Consider the following 21331-nt stretch of genomic DNA (forward strand, 5'->3'; position numbering starts at 1 on the left):
GAAATATGGCAAAAATTGTTGCATTCAGCGAAGAATCTCGGCGAGCGTTAGAACGAGGTGTGAATGCGTTAGCAGATGCCGTTCGGATTACTCTAGGGCCCAAAGGCCGCAACGTGGTGCTAGAGAAAAAGTACGGGGCACCTCAGATCGTCAATGACGGTGTCACGATCGCGAAAGAAATTGAACTCGAAGATCCCCTAGAGCAAACGGGAGCCCAACTAATTCGGGAAGTGGCTTCCAAAACCAAGGATATTGCTGGAGATGGCACCACGACTGCCACAGTGCTAGCCCAAGCTCTGATTCGAGAAGGCTTAAAGAATGTGGCTGCGGGTACTAATCCGGTGAGCCTCCGCCGGGGTATCGAAAAGGTAGTAGCTCTCTTAGCAGAAGAAATCAGAGCGGTCGCGAGACCCGTTGAAGGAGACGCAATCGCTCAAGTCGCCACTGTTTCTTCGGGTGGTGATGAAGAAGTAGGAGCCATGATTGCCGAAGCCATGAACCGGGTGGGCAAAGATGGCGTAATCACCGTAGAAGAATCGAAGTCCTTGTCTACCGAACTCGAAGTCGTAGAAGGGATGCAGTTCGACCGGGGCTATATTTCCCCTTACTTCGTCACCGATGGCGAACGGATGCTGGTGGACTATGAAAACGCCCGCATTTTGATCACAGACAAGAAAATTGGTTCCATCCAAGAGCTAGTGCCTGTTCTGGAGAAAGTTGCACGCTCTGGTCAGCCGCTATTGATTATTGCTGAGGACATTGAGGGAGAAGCCCTCGCTACCTTGGTGGTCAACAAAATGCGGGGTGTCTTGAATGCTGCTGCTGTAAAAGCTCCCAGCTTTGGTGAACGCCGCAAAGCCATGTTGCAAGATATTGCCGTGGTAACGGGTGGTCAGATGGTTTCCGAAGATGTCGGTCTGACCTTAGATGCCGTCTCTCTAGAGATGTTGGGCACAGCTCGGAAAGTAACGATCACCAAGGACAACACCACGATTGTGGCTGAGGTTAGCGATCGCACCAAATCTGACATTGAAAAGCGAGTCAGCCAAATTCGCCAAGAGCTAGAAAGAACCGACTCAGACTACGACAAAGAAAAGCTGCAAGAACGCCTCGCTAAGTTAGCAGGTGGCGTGGCTGTAATCAAAGTTGGGGCAGCTACTGAAACCGAACTGAAAGACCGGAAACTGCGAATCGAAGATGCTTTGAACGCTACCAAAGCAGCCGTAGAAGAAGGCACAGTACCCGGTGGTGGTGCTACCTTAATCCACTTGACTAAAAAGGTGGAAGAAATCAAAGCCCAGTTGAACGATGAAGAGAAGATTGGGGCTGATATCGTGATTAAAGCCTTGGAAGCACCTTTGCGTCAAATTGCTGACAACGCAGGGGTTGAAGGTTCTGTCATCGTAGAAAAAGTGCGTGACATGGACTTCAACATGGGCTACAACGTCATTTCTGAGAAGTTCGAGGACATGATCGCCGCTGGGGTGATTGACCCCGCTAAAGTCGTGCGATCGGCGCTGCTAGATGCGGCTTCTGTCGCTAGTATGGTCTTGACCACAGAAGCTGTGATTGTCGAGCGACCTGAGAAGAACCCTCCTGCTGGTGCTCCCGATATGGGCGGCATGGGTGGCATGGGTGGTATGGGCGGCATGGGTGGTATGGGCGGCATGGGTGGCATGGGGATGATGTAGGCCTGCTGCCACAACGCTAATTTGAACATCTAAACTCATTGGAGCAGTAGCTATTACAAGCTGCTGCTTTTTTAGCTTTAGGAGTACAACTTCATCCCATGAGATTTCTGGGCTTGGGTGGAGTGAGCTTTGCCCAACTAGCAAAATCAACGTGCTGGAATAGTACTCAATCCTGATTGAATTGCTTAAGATGGCGGTGCGCGTCTTGTCCAAAACTCTCTATGTCTAACCGACCGAGTCAACCATTGCGTGGTTTCAATTCCCAAACTCCTAAGAACGCTTTCGACTTGTCTGAAGCAAGTCTTTTAGGAGACGAACCGTCCTATATTGACTATTTCTATGACCAGCCCGGGAGCATGCCCGGAACGCTCAAGATTGAGGTCGATGCGCCACCCCCAGTCATAGTTCTGATCGACTACAGTGATACCAAAGCGACAAAAGTAGAGATTGAAGCACCAGAGGAGTGTGAGCCTTACCTGGATACTGAATCAGTGTCTTGGGTGGATGTGAAAGGGCTAGGCAGTGAGGACATCTTGAAGCGGTTAGGCCATGTATTCAATTTGCATCCGCTCGTCCTAGAAGATATCGTCAATGTGCCGCAGCGACCCAAGGTTGAAGAGTACGAAGACCAACTGTTAATTGTGGCGCGGATGGTAACGCTGCAAGCCAACGGGCAAAGCTTCATTAGTGAGCAAGTGAGCTTTATCTTGGGGCAGCATTATCTGCTGACTGTACAAGAAGAACCAGACCATGACTCTTTCGGGCCAGTCCGAGAGCGAATTCGCTGTAATAAAGGAACGATTCGGAAACAAAAGTCTGATTACCTCACCTATGCCCTCTTAGACTCGATTATTGACGGGTTTTTTCCGGTTTTAGAAGCCTATGGAGAACGGATTGAGGAGTTAGAAGACGAGGTTGTCTCAAACCCTACCAGACAAACCCTCGAAAAAATTCATGGAATCAAGCGAGAACTGTTGACCCTACGCCGCTCTATTTGGCCTCAACGCGATGCCATTAACATGCTAATTCGTGACGGCAGTGACCTGATTAGCCATGACGTGCAGATTTACTTGCGGGACTGCTATGACCATACAGTTCAGGTGCTTGACATGGTAGAAACCTATCGAGAGTTAGCCTCTAGCTTGATGGATGTCTACCTATCCTCGGTCAGCAACCGCATGAACGAGATTATGAAAACTCTCACAGTGATTTCAGCCATTTTTATTCCCCTGACTTTTGTGGCTGGTATTTATGGCATGAATTTCAACACAGAAATCTCTCCTTGGAATATGCCTGAGTTGAACTGGTACTTAGGGTATCCAGCCTGCTTAACCCTGATGGTTCTGATTACAGTGAGCCTCTGTGCTTTTTTCTGGCGGAGGGGCTGGTTTGAAAATATTTCTACGGTCAAATCTACGGCCAAAGATGATTGAGCAATGAATCAGTTTGATCTGCTGATTTTGGCCATTTACATTATTTGCGTCACCTATGTGATCAACGAGGCGATCAAATCGCTGGATGCCCGATTCACCGTGCGGTTTGAGCCGGATGATTTGAAGCAGCAATTGCAAGAACAAAATTTACAAGACACCCTTGGGGTTGGTTTTGGCCTGGCTGCACGCTACACCAAGCCAGATGAGCTGCAAAAGCTGCCTATCATCATTAGCAACCGTTCTAGTCGCTACTCTATCTATGTGGATTGGGACCACAGCTCCTTTGCCGATTTTGATGGGCGATCGCGACGGGTGATCCGGCTGATGCCAGGATTAACCACAGATTTATTTCAACCGCAGGTCTTTAGTGTGATTGCTCCAGGCAAAACTCTCAAGGAGGCTGTAACCGCAGAAGATACTCTGAAGCGCGAATCTGATGCGGGTGCGGTCAAGGTGGGTGCTCCTTTAGTGAACTTAGCGAGTCTAAAGACTGCTATGGACAAAAAAGAATTTTCCTTAAGGCTGGTTTTACGAGTTTTTGATCCGGTCGGGGGCGGCGGGGGCGATCGCTTCCATGTGCTGTCTTGTAAATTTACAGCGAGACGCTTGCCTTGGACGGATGCCCTCCCTTGGAAACACCTGAAAACCTAACCCGACAGTTTTGGCTATAACACTTTGGCTGTTCCACGGCTTGTTAAACTGGATGGTTAGGAAGAGTTGGTGTAGGTGGTTGCGGACTTGGTAGGAGTGAGAAACTCATTCCAGCGCGCTAAGGCATCGCGCTTTAAGCCAGTCTGAGGAAAGTCCGGGCTCCCCAAAGACCAGACTTGCTGGGTAACGCCCAGTGCGGGTGACCGTGAGGATAGTGCCACAGAAACATACCGCCAACGGAGATCTTTTTATTTTTAATGAACTTGTTCATTAAAAATAAAAGAAATCACGGGTAAGGGTGCAAGGGTGCGGTAAGAGCGCACCAGCAGCATCGAGAGGTGCTGGCTCGGTAAACCCCGGTCGGGAGCAAGGTCGCGGGAACAAGGGTTGGTCTTTTTCCTGTTCCTAATGCAAATACCGCTAGAGGCGTTTGGTAACAAACGTCCCAGATAGATAACCGCCTTCTAAGGTGCCTAGCACCGAGGAAAACAGAACCCGGCTTACGTCCAACTCTTCCAACTCCTTAAAATCAAGCTTTCAACTTGGGTCCTGGCTGAAGTTTTATCTATTTCTCATAAAGTTTACGTACTTGTATTGAAGTTGCTCGCCTCAACGCCAGCCAGCCAGTTCTGGGCTTAGAGCTGTTGGCTTGGGAGTTTACGGATTTTTTAGATTCAAGAAGCCATTGTGTAGATTATTAGAAGTCTGGGGTTCATCGCTAGGCAAGGTATTATCCCTGCTCTAAGATGAAGGCATTCTGACTTAGAAAGGTTTGCTTAGATACATAGCTGGTTCAACTGAACCAGGCTTGTGGATGGCGAACCCTAATTTTTAATGAGGTGGATCAAAGCCTGTGCCACACTGCAACCCTATCCTCGCTGTGAGTGAACAGAAAAAATGTGGACTGATCCTCTGCAAAGCCTATCATGCTGATTTTGCTGGGCCTGGGGCAGCGGTAGGGAGCCCGGTTGAGCAAGGCTATAACGTTGTAATTGCCATTGGTTCGCCTGAATTAGTTCCAGTCGAAACCTTTGAAGAACGGCAGAAAGCTTATGGGCGACGAATTCAGTGGATGCGGTGGCTAGAAAGAATTACTAACTATTCTGATCCAGCTCTGAGAGTCGAAAAGTTATTGGCTGGGTTTGAAGCGTTTTTTAGCCGTCAAGTTGTCCTTGAACTGCCTGATGAGGTGTTGGCACTTTTAGTCGGAGTGCTACCGCAGACTGTCAATGCTGTTCGATCGCAACAATACGGCTTCTGGTATACCCATCAAAAAAAGCAAGCTTCGAGCTGGCAGCAGTTATCTCAGCCTGTGCTGGTTCCGCGATCGCAGCGTGAACCTGCCGGATCTACAACCGATTATTGTTTTTTTGACGCTACAAGCTCCTATTTGAGCGTCTACAATTTCAATCAGAGTATTCATCAGCTACCTTGCTCTGCCTAAACTGGTCTGAGGGGCTCATTCTCCCTGAGGCAGAACCCTACGGTTGGCAGTAGCAAGTGGGCTCAAGTCACTGATTGAGTTTGAAATGACAACCTTGGGCTATCCGCATCGTCAGCAGCAACTCCAGAGTCTACTGCGAAAATTGGCTCTACCCGAAACAGCCCCTGTCCAGTGGTCACTTTTGGATTTAGCGCTAACGCATCCCACGATTTCAGCCGAGTCGAATTACGAACAACTAGAATTTGTGGGAGATGCAGTCGTTCGGTTGGCTGCTTCTGAATTGCTGTTTGAAACCTATCCGGATTGTCCTGTAGGGGAGTTTGCCGCGATTCGGTCGATGTTGGTCAGCGATCGCTCCCTGGCTCGCATTGCCCAACACTACGGCTTAGAACGGTATCTGTTGGTTTCTGGCAGCGCTTTGGGTGACAAAGCTGGGGAGGAGTCCCGCTTAGCTGAGGCGCTAGAAGCCTTAGTCGGCGCACTGTACTTGAGTACCCACACCTTGACGTTGATTCGCTCTTGGCTAGACTTTCACTTTAAGGCATTCGCGATCGAGATTCGTACTGATCCGGCGCGGCAAAACTACAAAGCGGCTCTACAAGAATGGACTCAAGCTCAACATAAAAGCTTGCCCACTTATCGCACCCAAGAAATTGGTTTAATGCATGGTGATCCAAATCGCTTTGCGGCTGAGGTTTGGTTACAAGAACAGTTTTTGGGGCGAGGCACTGGACGCTCGATTAAAGCTGCGGAACAGGCAGCCGCGCAAGCAGCCTTCCTCCAACTGACACAGCCTGCATCTCACTCAGAAGATAATTGAGACGCACACAAGCCCTTGGGTAGAAGGACCAATCAAATGACGAATCGAATTGGAATCGCGGTTATCGGTGCGGGGCGTTGGGGAGTGCATTTGGTGCGGAATTTCTTAGAGCACCCTCAAGCTCGTTTAGTCGCAGTGATTGATCCTGATCCGGAGCGTTTAGCCGCCCTACGCCAACGCTTTAATTTCGACGAGCAAGTGATTTTAGCAACTGATTGGTCAGCGTTGCCGCCGCCGCCTGAACTAGCAGCAGTCGCGATCGCCACACCTGCCACCACTCACTATGCTCTGATCACCACTGCCTTGAAGCAGGGCTACCACGTTTTAGCGGAGAAACCCCTCACTCTAGCGTTATCCGAATCGCAACAACTCTGTCGTTTAGCGGCAATGCAACAACGACAATTAGTGGTGGACCATACCTATCTATTTCATCCGGCGGTAGAGCGGGGGCGAGAGGTGGTGCATTCAGGGGTGTTAGGAGAGCTGAAGTATGGGTATGCGGCCCGTACTCATCTAGGTCCCGTGCGCCCCGACGTAGATGCGCTTTGGGATTTAGCCATCCACGACATTGCCATTTTCAATACCTGGTTGGGAGAAACCCCAACTCAAGTGCAAGCTCAAGGTCAGGTCTGGTTACAGACGCGATCGCCCAACCAAGATTACTTCCCCCAGGGTTTAGCAGATTTAGTTTGGGTAACACTGGTTTACCCAAGCGGTTTTCAAGCTTCGCTGCACTTGTGTTGGCTGAACCCAGATAAGCAGCGTCGCTTAGGGGTAGTGGGCAGTCAAGGTACTCTGGTATTTGATGAACTAGCGATTGAAGCTCCACTTACCATTCAACATGGTCAACTACAACCCCTTGCCAGTAATCAACTCAGCCCAGCAGAGCTTGCCCCAACTTACTACACCCCTATAGAGCAGCGTCGCGAAATTCTGAGCCTTGAACCTGGGGAGCCATTACATCAAGTCTGCACTCATTTTTTAGATTGCGTGCGTCATAATATTGCTTCGCCAATCTCTTCTGGGCTGGTGGGGGCTGAGTTGGTGCGGGTGCTAAATGGCCTAACTGAGTCACTTAATCAATCGGGACAACTAGTGCTGCTTTAGGAATACTGCGCCTGTGGCTAGGCTCCTTCAGTTCTGACTTGGATAACTGTGCCCCATCTATCACAGGTAGGGTGATTTCAACCGTTGTCCCTTGGTCTAGCCCAGCACTATCTAAGGTGATGTTGCCACCCATTAGTTCCATAAAATTGCGTGAGATCGCCAAGCCTAAGCCTGTGCCCTCAAACCGCCGGGTGGTAGTGCCATCGGCCATCACGAAAGGACGAAAGAGCTTCGGAACCTGAGTCGGCTCAATGCCAACCCCCGTGTCTCGGACGGCAATGACTACTCGTGCACCTCGATGCCCATTTTGAGTGCCTGTGGTCGGCTCAATCCGGAGTAAAATCTCAATTTTTCCTTGCTCGGTAAACTTAATTGCATTACAAACCACATTGAGCAAAACCTGCTTCAGTTTAGCTGGGTCTGCGTAAACGGCAATCGGTTCTTTCAAGTGAGGAAAATCTAACTCTAGGCCTTTCTGCTGAATCGGCACGCTTTGTAAAGCAATTACATCTTGGAGAATGGTGCGCAAATCGATCGCTTGCAGATCGACTGAGAGGGTCCCCGCCTCGATTTTGGCAATGTCCAGCAAATCGTTGATCACATCGAGTAAGTGAATCGCTGCGTCATCCGCGCGCTGCAAAAATTCGTTTTCTTCTTCGCGATCGTCGCAGCAGCCATCTCGCACCAGACGAATGCAACCAATAATGGCGTTTAAGGGGGTGCGTAATTCGTGAGACGTGTTAGCCAAAAATTCGCTTTTGAGTCGGTTAGCCGCTTCTGCCTCCCGCCAAGTTGCTTCTAGTTCTTCAGCGCGTTCTTCCAGTCGTTCCACCATACTATTGAGCGCTTTAGCCAGTTGATTGAGCTCCCGAATTCTAAAGTTGGTGGGAGCGCGATCGCTAATGCCTAGAGGCTCGGTGATGCTCAATGAAGAACTTCCTTCCGGAAGCGCCGAGTGAAGCGTTGCGTGCTGATTTGTCTGAGCCGAGTTGGTTAGATTGGAATCGGGTGAAGCAGTACTATCAGCCGCGCTCGCCGTGGAACTAGTTTGGGATGAGGTTGCAGTATGACGCTGCTGGATATGTAGAGCATAGTTGCCTAATTGCTCTAACGGTCGCGATAGTTCCCGTGCTACGTATAGGGTGGCCAGTAAGTTCGCCGCTATCAGCCCTAAGGTTAGCACCACTAAAATCTGCTTGATTTCATCGAGACCATAAAGGGCATTGTCAATCCGAGTCACAGCCAGCACGACCCAAGTATGGTTCTCGGATTGGTTAATGGGCACCCGAATTGGACTGTAGCCAGCCAGCCATTCGGCACCGTTGTCTTCAAACCCAAATAGATGCCGCACATCTGAGTTGCCGTCAACAACCGCGTTGTGCAAAATCCCCTCTAAACGGTTAGAATCCGCCTCCTGCCGAATATTTTTGCCAATTCGGACTGGGTCGGGATGCGCCAAGATTGTGCCATCTTGATCGATGACCACTGTGTAGCCAGAGAGCGAACCCGGTTTATCGCCCTCTTTCTGATGCAGCGCGGTCTGAACGCTAAGAGCATACTTGAGCTGCCCCTTGTCGCTGTAAACTGGCACGCTGAGAACTAAACCGAGCTGACCTTGCGGATGGTTAGCCTGGTTAATTTGGCTTGCTGGGGTGACATAGGCAATGGAGCGACCTGGCCTTAACTGCTTCTGATCTGGTGGCCACAACTGATTGACACTGCCAGCATTGGGAGTAGTCGCAAAAGTATCGGGCTGTGGAGTAGAGGGGGCTGTGGCAGAAAGCAGTTGTAGCTGAGTGCCACAGGTACTTAGGGCCAACTTTCTCGTTTGAATCTCGGTCAGCTGAATGCACTGAACTTGCGTGGGGATCGTTTGCTGCAACTGACTTAAAGATTGCCGAGCTTGAGCTAGCGAGCCTGACTGTAGAGCTGAGGTTTCACTAGCGGTAATTAAATTGGCTTGTAAGGCTGTGATGGAATCTTTGATATCATTGCCTTTTCGCACTGCACTTTCGGTTAGATTGCGGCGAGCTGTTTCTAATAAACTGGAGCGCGCCTTCTTGTAGGTCACAACTTCCCCTAACAACAGCACTGGAACGCTGAGTAGCAGAATGCAGGATAACAAAACACGACGGAAAGAAGATTGACCTAGCTTAGCCATAGGAAGTCTTTAACCTAAGGTGCAAGACCCAGCGATGAAGGTGCTTTGCAGGATAGACGCAGATGGAAGTTGACGCTTGCGCTACAAAATGAATTGTGCCGTCAAGACTGACTGAGCAGAAATGACACAATCTAGCCTGGATAAGTACGTACCTAGTATAATCACCCATTCTAAATGAACTCCATTTAAGCTGGGTCTACTGTGTGAGCTATTCTTGGCTTAAACTCAGGCACTTGAGCGTTTTAGAACTCTACCCTGTCTTAAGAAGCCGTCATTGAGCGTTTGATGGACCTAGTTTATCGGTTTAATTGATTAAGTTACAGGCGTAGCGAAGCGAGCTGGCGAGAGTTGCGTCAAAATTGAGTCTGTTTGGCCTGAGGCAGCTTCAGCAAACCGTTCTGCTAAAGGAGGCACGATCGCGAAGGGGTTGCTAAAGCCAGAGAAAACGTATAACCCAGTGGTTTCGGGAACCGCCCCAATTAAGGGGAGGCGATCGCGGCTAAAGGCAACCAAGCATTGCTGCCATTGACCAGGGAGATTTTGCAAACTTGGTAACACCTGGCCAACTGCTGTCCGGATGGCGGCTTCGCTGGCCACAGCATCCACTTGAGCTTGTGGATTACTAAGGACCCGGCTAATTTGCCCCAAGCGGAGACTGCCATTTGCCAGTTGCACGGCACCTGCATCCAGAACGAAAGGCGATAACTCTGTATCCGGTTGCTGCCACTGCTGCTCTTTATCAGTTGTGCTGGCTTGCGCCTCTAACTGAAAACGCTGCATCTCTGCTGTCATTACTAGCGTTCGTAGCTGGACATCAACTGGGGGTGTCTCGATTAGTTCAGCATGGGTAAAGTAGAGGGGCACTGTCAATCCTGCTTCGGCCAACAAAGCTCGGCTCCAGCCACCCGCACAAATCACGACATTGGCGGCTGTATAAATCTGCTGTGTCGCGATCGCCCCGGTAATGCGCTGGTTTTGTCGCTGCAATCCCATCACTGAGTCGATGACAATTTTGCCGCCCGATCGCACAAAGGCTTGCTGATAGGCTTGGGTCATGGCTTCTGGGTCAACCTGACCGTGGCGCACCGTAAAGGCTCCGGCGATCGCCTCAGGATTTAACAAGGGCTCTAACTCGCAGGCTTCAGCCACGCTGAGCAAACGCGGGGGAATCGCATAATCAGTGTAACTAGAAGCGATAGCAGTGGGGTCACGATCGGCAGCCACTGTGAGCAACAAATCTAATTCCCGAAAGTGAATTTCTGCTCCTAGCTCCGCTGCTAAGTTGGGATAGCGCTGCCAACCTGCTTGGCAAAGTTGTCGGGTTAAATCGGTTGTGCCAGACCAATAGGCAATGCCGCCATAGCTTAACCGAGTTGCCCCTTGTAAGGTGGCATGTTGCTCGATGAGGAGCACAGAAAACTGTTTCTGAGCGAGTTCATAACTCAGGGCTGCTCCTGTGACTCCACCTCCGAGCACAATCCAGTCGTATGTACTCATACCTCGATTCGCGGTTGAACAATAGGCGCAGATACGATGCCAGCCGTTTCTAGGAATGCGGCTACACGAAGAATCAAGGCTTCATTATAAGGTGCGGCTATGAGTTGTACGCCTAGAGGCAACTGGCCTGGTCGCTGAATCGGCACTGATAAGACTGGCAGCCCAATAAAGGATAGAGGCTGAGTAAATAACCCTAGGTTGGGTCGAATGAGCATCTCGACTCCATCAAGCACGATGGTTTCTTGGCTGATCAAGGGAGCAGGATAAGGAGTTGTGGGAGCCAAGATCAAGTCCACAGTTTGAAAGATTTCTTGCACCTGATGCTGAAACCAGCGGCGAAAGCGTTGGGCTTGGAGATACCAATGAGCTGGAATTAAAGACCCAGCTAGAAAGCGATCGCGAGTCGCAGGGTCGAAGTCTTGGGGGCGCGATCGTAAGTTGGCCGCATGAAAATTAGCGCCTTCCGCTGCGGTAATGACAAAAGCTGCGGCTCTAGCTCGGTGCGCCTCTGGTATGGTAATGCGCTGAGTTGCGCCTAGAGCGGCTGCGACTTGCTCCACCACCTCTAGCGCTTCTGGGATCGCGCCTTGGGCAAAGTAGTCAGTTGCGATCGCGATTCTCACTCCGTCAAAGCCTTGCTGGAGTTGGGGCAGACATTGTTCAGGCGCGCGCGCGGTACAGACGGGATCGCGGGGGTCGGGGCCTTGCAACACATCAAAAACAGCGGCTAAATCTCGTACTGAATGAGCAAAAGGTCCAATATGGTCAAAGCTACTGGAAAACAAAACGGTGCCAGCGCGGGATAAACGCCCATAAGTAGGTTTGAGGCCAAGCACGCCACATAACGCCGCGGGCACCCGGATAGAGCCATTCGTATCAGACCCTAAGGTCAAGGGAACGCAACCCGCTGCCACTGCCGCTGCTGAACCTCCAGAGGAGCCACCTGCCACCCGATTTAGATCGTGAGGGTTGTGAGTCGGTCCATAATGGCTGTTCTCGGTGACAAAGCCATAGGCATACTCGTCCATGTTGAGCGTACCCAGCAAAACTGCTCCCGCTTGGCGCAACTTGGCTACTGCTGTTGCATCGGTGGTGGCAGGTGCTTGTTCCGCGTTGATCTTGGAGCCTGCTAAGGTGGTCAAACCTTGAACATCAAACAGATTTTTGACCGCAAAGGGCACGCCAGCTAAAGGCCCAGGATCTTGCCCTTGGGCGATCGCATGGTCAATCTGCTCAGCGGTCGCTAAAGCCGTATCTGCTATCACTGCGGTAAAGCAGTTGAGGTGCTGATTTAGTTCCGCAATTTTTGCCAAAGCCGCCGCTGTAACCGCTTTAGCTGTGACTTCGCGATCGCGGATTGCCGCCGCTATGCTTGTAGCATCTGCTGGCCTCATGGGACAAAAATCGGAGCAGCTTCAATCTGGTCGGGGAGCGGAAACTCCAGCACCAGCTCCGCGATCGCCTGAATGCGAGCAAAGTTGGTGACGACACTAGGGACACCTTCTGGGTCAAGGGGCAAATCGATCAAGCTGGCCGCAGCGTGAACGTAATCCGTTGGGTCAATAGTGGCGTTTGACATGGTTTAGTAAGACGTGGCTAAGCCTATAGTAATGAATTTGCGTGATATCTCAGGGCTGGAAAAATAAATCTCGGCGTGGGTAGATGGCTGAATCTTCGCTTCAGAGAGTCAGTATTAAAACCTACAAAAATGCTGTGACGAGCGAATAAGCAACTCTACTTAACTGGATTTCCTTAATCTATTCTTAACTGAAGTAAAACTTGTTATTCTAATGAGTCCTGCTGCGAATCACCGCCTTAAGGCTGCTTTAAAGCTAAGAGAGATATATATGTATTGACTATTACTGGAGTGGGAGCACTTTTTGGTTAAGATCTGGTTAATAAGTAATTAAAGATCCATTAGCTTTTTTTGATCAAACCCTGGCTTCTGAAATCTGTTCAGATCTTCGAGCCAGCGATCGCCGCAGGAACTTGTATCAGGGGCTACAGGGTTAACAACTCAGACAAGATAACAATTTAAAAACTCAGGGAGGAAACTGTGACAGAACGCTCTAACTTTCTCTATCCGCGCAGTCGTTATCATGGCGAGGTGAAGCCAGAAAATTTAGTTTTCAACGCCAACTTGCAAGAGTTCGCTCAACGAGTGAGTTACATCTGTTGCCTAGAGACAGGTGGCAAGCTCACGCCTGAGGAGTCCTACAAACAAGTGAAGGCGCTGTGGAAACAGCTAAAGCGGACCAAGAAGCAGCTAGGAATTGGGCAAAAGCCTTTTCATCAGCAAGACGAGGGCTTTTAACCAAGGTTTTGAGCCAAGTTTGTTGGCAATTGAGCGATCTAAGCAGCGTCCATAGAAGTGAATAGTCTACTTCTGTGGACGCTGTTGACTTGGCTACTTACTTGTCATCGTGTGCACGCCGTCCCAGTCTTCGGGGGGCGGATTCGTGAGGTAGTCTTGAATTCGCCGGAGATGGGCTTCCACCGCTTGATCAGTTTCTCGCAATTTTTGAGCAGCGCTGAAGTGCTTGAGCGCGGCTTGAAATTCCATTTGAGTGTAGGCTGTGCGTCCAGCAATATACAGACCTAAAAAATCTTCGCTTTCGGCTGGCAGAGCCTCCCGGCGATCGCCAATTAGCTCAAAAATGCTGACAGGTCTGTTCTTGCCTTTGACTCGAATTTTGTCGAGTTCTCGCACCCAAATGCGATCGCGGCACAGTTCGTAAGTGAACTCGCTCAGCACAATATCGCAGCCATATTCCTTCGTTACACTTTCTAGGCGAGAGCTGAGATTGACGCCATCGCCGATCACGGTGTAGTCCATGCGCTTCTGGGAGCCGATGTTGCCAGAAACCACTTCTCCAGAACTAATCCCAATCCCGATGTGAATTTGGGGCTGGGCTTCCACCATTCGCGCCTCGTTAAACTCCTTGAGCCGTCGCCGCATATCCAGCGCCGATTGCACTGCCATCCAGGCATGGTTTTCGTTGAGAGGGAGAGGCGCACCAAACACAGCCATGATCGCATCCCCGATGAACTTGTCCAGGGTGCCTTCATAGTTAAAAATCGCTTCCACCATCGTCTCAAAGTACTGATTCAGCAGCTCGACGACTTTGGTCGCTTCCAAGTTTTCCGTCAAAGTGGTGTAGCCACGAATATCCGAGAACAGAATCGTAACTTCTTTACGCTCACCTACCATGAGGCCATCTTCGCCCAAAGCCATGACTCGCTCTGCCACGCCTGGGGTCATGTAGCGATACATGGTTGTCTTCATCCGCTTCTCTTGGCTGATGTCTTCTAGCACTACCAAGCCACCGCGCACGCTACCTTCTGGGTTGGTGAGGGGATTCACCGTGAGGTTAATACTACGCTCAATTTCCCGGATTTGCGCTTTGGTGAAGTAAGTCGGCTCGACTACATAGTTGCCATTGCTGGCTTCATTTGCTGGTTCCGTCGGCAGTTCGTTCCAAGCAACGTAGCGGCTGGGGTCGGTGCGATCGCTAATCGTTAAGGTGTATACGGTGTTGCCGTCATCTTCTACAGTTCCTTCGCTTACAGCACTCGTGGCAATATGCAGCCCCACTGTTAAGCTTTGTTCTGGTACATAGTGTTTAGCCGCAGTTTTTAAGCTATCTTGCAAACGCATTTGCAAGTTCTCAATGGGAATAATGTCCCAGACGTAGCGGCCCACCAGCTTGTCTTGCCAGTGCAATTTATTCACCTTGCCACTGGCTTTGCGGACCGGGCAGCCTAGCAACTCAATGGCCGCATCATTAATAGTGACGATTCTGCCTTGCATGTCGGTGGAGATCACCGCATCCGACAGACTTTGCAGCATGTCTTTCTGATACTGTTTCTCCAGCAGCACGTTCTCAAACAGTTGGGCATTTTCTAAGGCAATCCCCGCCTGAATATTAAAGGCCCGCATGAACTCTTCGTCAGAGTTAGTAAAGCTGCCTTGGTGCTTATTAATTAACTGGGTGACTCCAATCAGCTCGCTGCTGGAGTTAAATACGGGCATACAGAGAATATTGCGAGTGTAATAACCCGTTCTCTTATCAGTGCTGGGATCAAAGCGTGGGTCTTCGTAAGCATTCGGGATGTTTAGGGTTTCACCCGTCGAAGCGACGTACCCAGCAATGCCTTTATTGGCAGGAATGCGGATTTCCAAAATTGTTTTTTCGTCGGCTGCCGCAACTTTGGTCCACAGCTCATTGGTTTCCCGGCTCAATAAGAACAAAGTGCTGCGATCGGCCTGCATCAAGTCACGCGCTTGATTCATCACTGCCCGCAGGGTGGTTTCTAGATCTAAGCTGCGCCCCAACATTTTGGTCGCTTCTAGTAGCGCTGCCACCCCCCGCTGGTTGCGGGCGGCAATGTAGAACGTATTACAACTTTCTAGGATGATGCCAATCGAAGAAGCAAATTCACGGAAGTGTTGCTCATCTGTGGCGTCAAATGGCATCCCTCCCATCTTGTTCAGCAACTGGACGACTGCAACCACCCGCTCATGCTTATTAAAAATAGGCATGCACAAGATATTTTTGGTATGGTAGCCCGTTTGCTTATCAACTTCTTTATTAAAGAGAGGATGACTGTAGGCGTCAGGAATATTTAGGCATTCTCCGGTCGTAGCGACGTGACCTGCAATGCCTTTATCAATGGGGATGCGAATTTCTGGTGACTTGCCGTCATCGCTCTGAGCAATTTTGGCCCAAAGCTGCGCTTTTTCTTCATCTACCAAAAAAATAGTGGTGCGATCGGCCTGAAGAATTTGGCCAATTTTTAAGGTAAATGCCTCTAGAATCTGCTCTAGCAGCGTCTCTAAGGTTTCATTATTAATTAAATCGATCGCCCGTAAAAAGTGCTCAAACTCACGGGTAATCTGCTCCAGCAAATCAATGAATTGCGGAATAGGTAAATCCTTGACGCGATGAGTTAGGTTGCCTTTACGGTTATTGGCTTGAGTCAGGGTAGCCAGCATGCCACCCGCTTGAGGCACAGCGCCAGAATTATGGAGTGTCATAGTCATGACCGATAAATGGGGCGAGGCAGCCCATGCTTGGTAGATGGATTCTGAGCGAGGCGATCGCAGGAGAATTAGATGTTTTTATAGACACTACACTAAAGCTCATTTCCTGTTGATTAGCGTAGCTTGTCTAGTCAAGCTGATACCACCCAGAGCCAGTCAGAAAACTTGATTCAGGTCTGGGGATACCCAACTCGTTCAAGTTCAGATCGGTTCTTATCTATAGTGTCGTGAGGTATTCTCGATTAATCAAGAGATCGCTGCAACTAAAACAGGTTATTGGTTCAGTCAAGGTTAGTATCCCCTCACAAGACTGAGCAATAACAGAACCACTACGAATGTAACTGGTTGTCTACAGTCCAACAAGCAACAACTTATACAGAACTGTAGTTCTGCTGAGCATACCCTCTCCTCCATCCCCTCTCATATGGGAGAGGGGTGCCGTAGGCGGGATGAGGTTTGAATTGTCTGAATCGGTACTTTTAAGCTGCTGAAGGTAAGACTTGAGAGTTAACCACAGCACGGTAATAACTCTGAAGCTGACGAGTGGCAGCGGCCCAACCCCAACGTTCTGCTTCTAGGCGGGCATTTTGGCGCAGAGTTTCGCGCTTCTCAATTTGATTGAGCAAAGCTTGAGTGGCCGCGATCGCCCCTTGCTCATCGGTGGGGTCAAACAGGTAGCCATTGACGCCATCCGTAACAATGTCAGGAATTCCCCCAGAGCGAGCTGCAACCACTGGGCAACCTGCCGCCATCGCTTCTAGGAGTACCAGCCCTAAAGTTTCGGTCCGGGAAGGAAAGACAAAGGCATCAGCAGAAGCAAAGGCACTCGATAGCTCTTTGCCTCCGAGATACCCAACGAAGTGGGTGGGGGTGCCCGCAAAATGCTTTTCGAGTTCCTGCCGAAACGGGCCATCTCCCACTAAAGCCAAGCGAGCGTTGGGAATTGCTTCCAAAACAGGCTTGATCCGATCGATTTCTTTTTCGGCGGAGAGGCGACCCACATAAAGCAATAACGGTGCTTCTGGGTGGCCTTGACTGAGGCGCGATCGCATCTCCTGACTGGCTAAGCTCGGTTGAAATGTTTCTGTATCTACGCCTCGTTGCCAAAGGTCTACGCGCTCAATGCCGTGAGCGGTGAGTTCTTCTACCATCGCGGTAGAGGTGCATAAGTTGAGCTGCGCTTGGTTGTGGCCCGCTTTCAGCAGTTCCCAGAGCAGACCTTCTAACATGCCCAAGCCATAGTGCTCCAAGTACTTAGGGAGGTGAGTGTGGTAGGAAGCAACTAAAGGAATTTTTAGGGTTTTGCTGTAGTACAAACCTGCCAATCCCAACACGGCAGGATTGACGATATGAACTAGGTCTGGGCGAAATCGCTCCAAGGCTTCCCCAATTGAAGGGCGAGGAAAAGCCAGCTTTAGCTCTGGGTACAAGGGCAGAGGAATTCCCGGTACCCCATAAATTTTGGCACCTTTGTACTCAGTTAATCCTCCGTCTGGGGAAAAAACAAGCACTTGATCGCCAGTACGCTGTAAGTGCTCAACGGTATGGCGTAGGCGCGTGACAATTCCATCAACCTTGGGCAAAAAGGTTTCAGTGAATAGAGCAATTCGCATAAAGTCTAGAAATACTTAATTGCTGACAACTTTTTTAGGGTTGAAAAAAAGCAGAGCCCCTAGAAGAAGCTCTGCCTGAGATGGTTATCTACGCCAAGAAACTTTGGGAAGGATTTGATTCTGGTCAACGCGATCCTGGTACTTTACAGCAAAGTTCAGCAAGGAATCGAGCAAGGAATCGGAGAGGAAGTGAGGTTGCAATCCGAGGCTGAGCAGATTGGTATTTTTGGCATTGAAGTAATGCTCTTCTAGCTCGACCCGGGGGTTGTCGATGTGATCAACTTTCACATCTAGGCCCAAGGAAGCACCCGCTTGCTTCACCATCGTGGCTAAGTCGCCAATGCTGAAGAGCTCGGTGAATTGGTTGAAGACTCGGAACTGACCAGCGTCAGCGGGGTTCGCGATCGCCAGCTCCACACAACGCACGGTATCGCGGATATCTAGGAAGCCACGAGTCTGACCGCCCTTCCCATACACCGTGATCGGGTGTCCAGTAGCAGCTTGAATACAGAAGCGGTTCAACGCAGTACCAAAAACGCCGTCGTAGTCTAAGCGGTTGATCAACAGCTCGTCCATTCCGGTTTCTTCGGTGAGGACGCCATAAACCACGCCTTGGTTCAAGTCGGTAGCACGCAGGCCCCAAACCCGACAAGCAAAGTGAATATTGTGGCTGTCGTGGACTTTGCTGAGGTGGTAGAACGAGCCAGGTTGCTTGGGATAGGGCAGGGTATCCTTACGACCGTTGTGCTCGATCGTGATGTAGCCTTCTTCAATATCAATATTAGGTGTGCCATATTCACCCATCGTGCCCAGCTTGACGAGATGGCAGTCAGGGAAGCTTTCACGCATCACGTAGAGCAGGTTCAGCGTTCCAACCACGTTGTTGACCTGGGTGAGGACGGCGTGCTCGCGGTCAATCATGGAGAAGGGGGCAGAACGCTGTTCCCCAAAGTGCACAATTGCTTCTGGCTCGAAGGTATGAAGCGCTTTGTTCAAGAACTCGTAATTGGTAATGTCACCAATAAAGAGGTCTATGGACTTTCCGGTTAAATCTTTCCAACGCTGGAGCCGTTGTTGGATCGGTGCAATGGGGGTCAGGGTTTCGATGCAAAGTTCCGTATCCCAGTGTCGGCGCACCATACTGTCCAGAATGCCGACTTCATAACCTCGATTGGAGAGGTAGAGCGCAGTTGCCCAACCGCAGTAACCATCGCCGCCAATAACCAGGACTTTCATCTTGCTGAATCTTGCACGAGTAGTGTTCGCTGAATCCGTCAGGTCTAGAGTTTTTCCGCCTGGGGACAGACTAGACTAAGTTCTGAGTTCACTATCAGCCCAAGACTGGAATGAACTTTGAGAACCTTTTACACACCGTACCAGGAATGGGGCTCATTGAGACCTCCCCCCGGAACAGAAATTTTAAACTCTCACTTCGTCGCCAAAGTTGGCCCAACGGACGAAATAGAAGGGGCCCGCAACTGCACCCCAGACATGCTCGTCTGTTTCAGGATCTCGACCGCGATCGTGGCTAATAAATTTTTCGCCGTCTATCTCAAACGTGCTGTCGAGATAGGTGGTTTGACCTTTGCGAACCACGATGCATCCTTTCCCAGGTTCTACGTAGCCCTTAAAGCTGTCGCCCGTCCACTCGGCAATCATGTTGCATCCGGGCAATTTTTCTAGATCTTCAACCTTGAGGCTTTTAAGGCGCTCTAGGTCTCGTGAGGCTCCATAAAACCGCGCTTCTTCCCGGACGGTGTAGTTCTCAATTTCAATGCGATCGCCCTGCACCACCAAATTGAGCACTCGCACCCGATAGGGATCATTCAGCTGATAATCATAGGCTTGCTCAACGAGCAGGCTGATGCCAGACAGAATTTTTTGGGGAATGGGACGCATACAAACCCGGATGTGGGCAAAGAAAGGCGGGTTCTCAAAGGCTTGTTCTTGGTTGCTAAAGTCTGCCGCCATCCAGCGGGCTAAGGTGCCAACATCGGTCGAGTGAGTCATGGAAAAATTAAAATCGCATATCTAAAAGTGATCCCCACTATTGTCTAGGATCTAGTGTCTAGGATCTAGCTAGTTTTTAAGGGCCAGCTTTTGAGTGCCAATGTTTAAGGCAGAGTGAGGGCGATCGCTTGATTGATTTTGCTACTGTCGAGGATTCTGGTTAAATTCGTTGGGCTCCAGGTTGCCCATCTTGTACGACAAAACTCGCCAAAGTACTGACGGTCGCCTCGGGAGCCAGAATGGTAGACACAACTCGGAAATCAGTCTGCCATTGCTGGGGTGTGACCTCGCAGCGGACGTAGCCCCGGAAAGCACCATCAAAAAACTTGGTGTGAAGGTTAGCAGGCAGCGCTGCAGTGACAGGAGCAATAAAGGCTTGGGGGAAATCAGACGTAATGGAGGTGCCCACAAATTCAGTGCCGAGGGTGGCCGAATTGGGGTTGTTGAAGTCAGCCTTTAAATCGTGGACCCAGCTAGAGTGAATGTCACCTGTCAGCACAACCGGATTGCTAGGTTGGCGATTTTGAAGAAACTGGAACAGGCGTTGCCGAGCCGCCACATACCCATCCCACTGATCCATATTGAACAGTTCTGAGGTGGGTCGGGGATCAAAGTCGAACTGAGCCAGCATCACCTGCTGAGCCAAGACATTCCAGCGCGATCGCGAACGGGTTAAATTCCGGTAGAGCCACTGCTCCTGCTTGAGGCCTGTGAGGGTTGCTTGAGTTGCAAACGCTTCTGGGCAGCGAGGTTTGAGTTCATCTCCACAAGGCTGATCGGTGCGATATTGCCGAGTGTCTAGCACATTAAATTCCAGCAAGTCCCCAAAGGCGAAGCGACGATAAAACTGCAAATCTGGCCCTTTCGGAAATGCGGTAGGGCGTAAGGGCATGTGCTCGTAGTACGCGCGGTAGGCATTGGCCCGACGGCTGAGAAACGCTTGTTGGCTTTGGTCATCTTCAGGAATGGCATCGGCGTAGTTGTTGTCAACTTCATGGTCATCCCAGGTGACGATCCAAGGAAAGTTGGCGTGAGCCGCCTGAAGGTTAGGGTCAGTTTTGTAGAGAGCGTGGCGGTTGCGGTAATCTTCTAGACTGACAATTTCAGGGCCATTATGTTGTCTGGGTTTGCCTGCTTCGGGGCCGTATTCGTAGATGTAGTCGCCTAAATGGAGAACCAGATCTAGGTCTTCTTCAGCCAAATGTTTATAAGCAGTGTAATAGCCGTTTTGCCAATCTTGGCAAGAGGCAAAGGCAAAGCGCAAACGAGCGAGGCGATCGCCTAAAGCAGGGGCAGTCCGAGTGCGACCAATGGGACTAATTTCTTTACCGACCTGAAATTGATACCAATACCAGCGATCGGGTTGCAAACCTTCCACAACCACACGTACTGAGTGGGCGAGCTCCGGGGTAGCCATTGCTGTGCCCCGCTGGACTACTTGCCGCATGGGGGCATCTGTCGCCACTTGCCATTGGATTGGCACTGGGTTGGGAATCATCCCGCCACCGTTGAGGGGATCAGGTGCGAGTCTGGTCCACAGCACCACGCTGGTAGGCAACGGATCACCGGAGGCGACACCCAGACTGAAGGGATAGTCCGTAAAGCGAGGAGTTGCAATGACTCGGCTGGGTTTCTGGCTCGCGATCGCCAACCCTGCTAACGCTCCTGCCCCAATGATTAGACTACGCCGCTTCATACGAGCGGATAGCAAACGGTCAAATTGCAAGGAATCCATTTCTCTCCTCACCCTAGTTAAAAGCAGGACTTGTTCAGCATTGGCCCGAATCATCACGACCCATAGAGCTGAAAGTGACTGCCCAGCTAGAAATAACCTACCAGTGAGGGATTAACGAGGCTTCA

General features: G+C 50.4%; 16 protein-coding genes and 1 other RNA gene. 8 read left to right on the top strand and 9 right to left on the bottom strand.

Features of this window, described 5'->3' with window-relative positions; genetic code table 11:
- Positions 1-5: 5 nt before the first annotated feature.
- From groL to H6F72_RS02120, 7 genes are all read left to right on the top strand, one after another.
- Positions 6-1691, top strand: coding sequence for a chaperonin GroEL (gene groL, locus H6F72_RS02090; RefSeq protein WP_190431366.1), 1686 nt, complete (start codon positions 6-8; stop codon positions 1689-1691).
- A gap of 221 nt (positions 1692-1912) precedes the next feature.
- Positions 1913-3124: a magnesium/cobalt transporter CorA gene (gene corA / locus H6F72_RS02095; protein WP_190431367.1), complete on the top strand. Its 1212-nt coding sequence runs from the start codon at positions 1913-1915 to the stop codon at positions 3122-3124.
- Between the two features lie 3 nt (positions 3125-3127).
- Complete coding sequence (locus H6F72_RS02100) at positions 3128-3775, top strand: hypothetical protein (RefSeq protein ID WP_190431368.1); 648 nt, start codon at positions 3128-3130, stop codon at positions 3773-3775.
- A gap of 61 nt (positions 3776-3836) precedes the next feature.
- Positions 3837-4294: RNase P RNA component class A (rnpB, locus tag H6F72_RS02105), an RNA gene on the top strand.
- A 334-nt stretch (positions 4295-4628) separates the two neighbouring features.
- A complete protein-coding gene (locus H6F72_RS02110; protein WP_190431369.1) occupies positions 4629-5219 on the top strand; it encodes a hypothetical protein in 591 nt (196 codons plus the stop codon).
- A gap of 85 nt (positions 5220-5304) precedes the next feature.
- Positions 5305-6039 (top strand): ribonuclease III, encoded by a 735-nt coding sequence (gene rnc, locus H6F72_RS02115; RefSeq protein ID WP_190431974.1) that lies wholly within the window; start codon positions 5305-5307, stop codon positions 6037-6039.
- A gap of 36 nt (positions 6040-6075) precedes the next feature.
- Positions 6076-7146 (top strand): Gfo/Idh/MocA family protein, encoded by a 1071-nt coding sequence (locus tag H6F72_RS02120; protein ID WP_190431370.1) that lies wholly within the window; start codon positions 6076-6078, stop codon positions 7144-7146.
- On the opposite strand, the gene H6F72_RS02125 is transcribed toward H6F72_RS02120, so the two are convergent.
- The 4 genes from H6F72_RS02125 to H6F72_RS02140 form a co-directional block, all read right to left on the bottom strand.
- On the bottom strand, positions 7115-9307 hold the full coding sequence (locus tag H6F72_RS02125) for a sensor histidine kinase (protein WP_190431371.1): 2193 nt from the start codon (positions 9305-9307) through the stop codon (positions 7115-7117). The two genes, H6F72_RS02120 and H6F72_RS02125, sit on opposite strands and share 32 nt — an antisense overlap.
- Positions 9308-9619: 312 nt before the next feature.
- Positions 9620-10804 carry an FAD-binding oxidoreductase gene (locus H6F72_RS02130; protein ID WP_190431372.1) on the bottom strand — a complete coding sequence of 395 codons (1185 nt, stop codon included), beginning with the start codon at positions 10802-10804 and terminating at the stop codon, positions 9620-9622.
- On the bottom strand, positions 10801-12198 hold the full coding sequence (locus tag H6F72_RS02135; protein ID WP_190431373.1) for an AtzE family amidohydrolase: 1398 nt from the start codon (positions 12196-12198) through the stop codon (positions 10801-10803). The genes H6F72_RS02130 and H6F72_RS02135 overlap by 4 nt, the downstream gene beginning before the upstream one ends.
- Positions 12195-12383: a DUF4089 domain-containing protein gene (locus H6F72_RS02140; RefSeq protein ID WP_190431374.1), complete on the bottom strand. Its 189-nt coding sequence runs from the start codon at positions 12381-12383 to the stop codon at positions 12195-12197. Before H6F72_RS02140 ends, H6F72_RS02135 begins: the two co-directional genes overlap by 4 nt.
- 477 nt (positions 12384-12860) lie before the next feature.
- Between H6F72_RS02140 and H6F72_RS02145 the strand changes: the two genes are divergently transcribed.
- Complete coding sequence (locus H6F72_RS02145; protein WP_190431375.1) at positions 12861-13118, top strand: hypothetical protein; 258 nt, start codon at positions 12861-12863, stop codon at positions 13116-13118.
- A 93-nt stretch (positions 13119-13211) separates the two neighbouring features.
- Here the strand turns inward: H6F72_RS02145 and H6F72_RS02150 are convergent, their stop codons facing one another.
- The 5 genes from H6F72_RS02150 to H6F72_RS02170 form a co-directional block, all read right to left on the bottom strand.
- Entirely contained in the window at positions 13212-15842 is a 2631-nt protein-coding gene (locus tag H6F72_RS02150) for a GAF domain-containing protein (protein ID WP_190431377.1), read from the bottom strand.
- A gap of 485 nt (positions 15843-16327) precedes the next feature.
- Positions 16328-17461: a glycosyltransferase family 1 protein gene (locus H6F72_RS02155; protein WP_190431379.1), complete on the bottom strand. Its 1134-nt coding sequence runs from the start codon at positions 17459-17461 to the stop codon at positions 16328-16330.
- A gap of 84 nt (positions 17462-17545) precedes the next feature.
- Positions 17546-18697 carry an NAD-dependent epimerase/dehydratase family protein gene (locus H6F72_RS02160; protein ID WP_190431381.1) on the bottom strand — a complete coding sequence of 384 codons (1152 nt, stop codon included), beginning with the start codon at positions 18695-18697 and terminating at the stop codon, positions 17546-17548.
- Between the two features lie 183 nt (positions 18698-18880).
- Complete coding sequence (locus H6F72_RS02165; RefSeq protein ID WP_190431384.1) at positions 18881-19471, bottom strand: chromophore lyase CpcT/CpeT; 591 nt, start codon at positions 19469-19471, stop codon at positions 18881-18883.
- Between the two features lie 160 nt (positions 19472-19631).
- Entirely contained in the window at positions 19632-21206 is a 1575-nt protein-coding gene (locus H6F72_RS02170; protein WP_190431386.1) for an alkaline phosphatase, read from the bottom strand.
- Positions 21207-21331: the final 125 nt, after the last annotated feature.

Origin of the sequence: Trichocoleus sp. FACHB-46, assembly GCF_014695385.1 — a bacterium.
Classification (GTDB): Bacteria; Cyanobacteriota; Cyanobacteriia; order FACHB-46; family FACHB-46; genus Trichocoleus.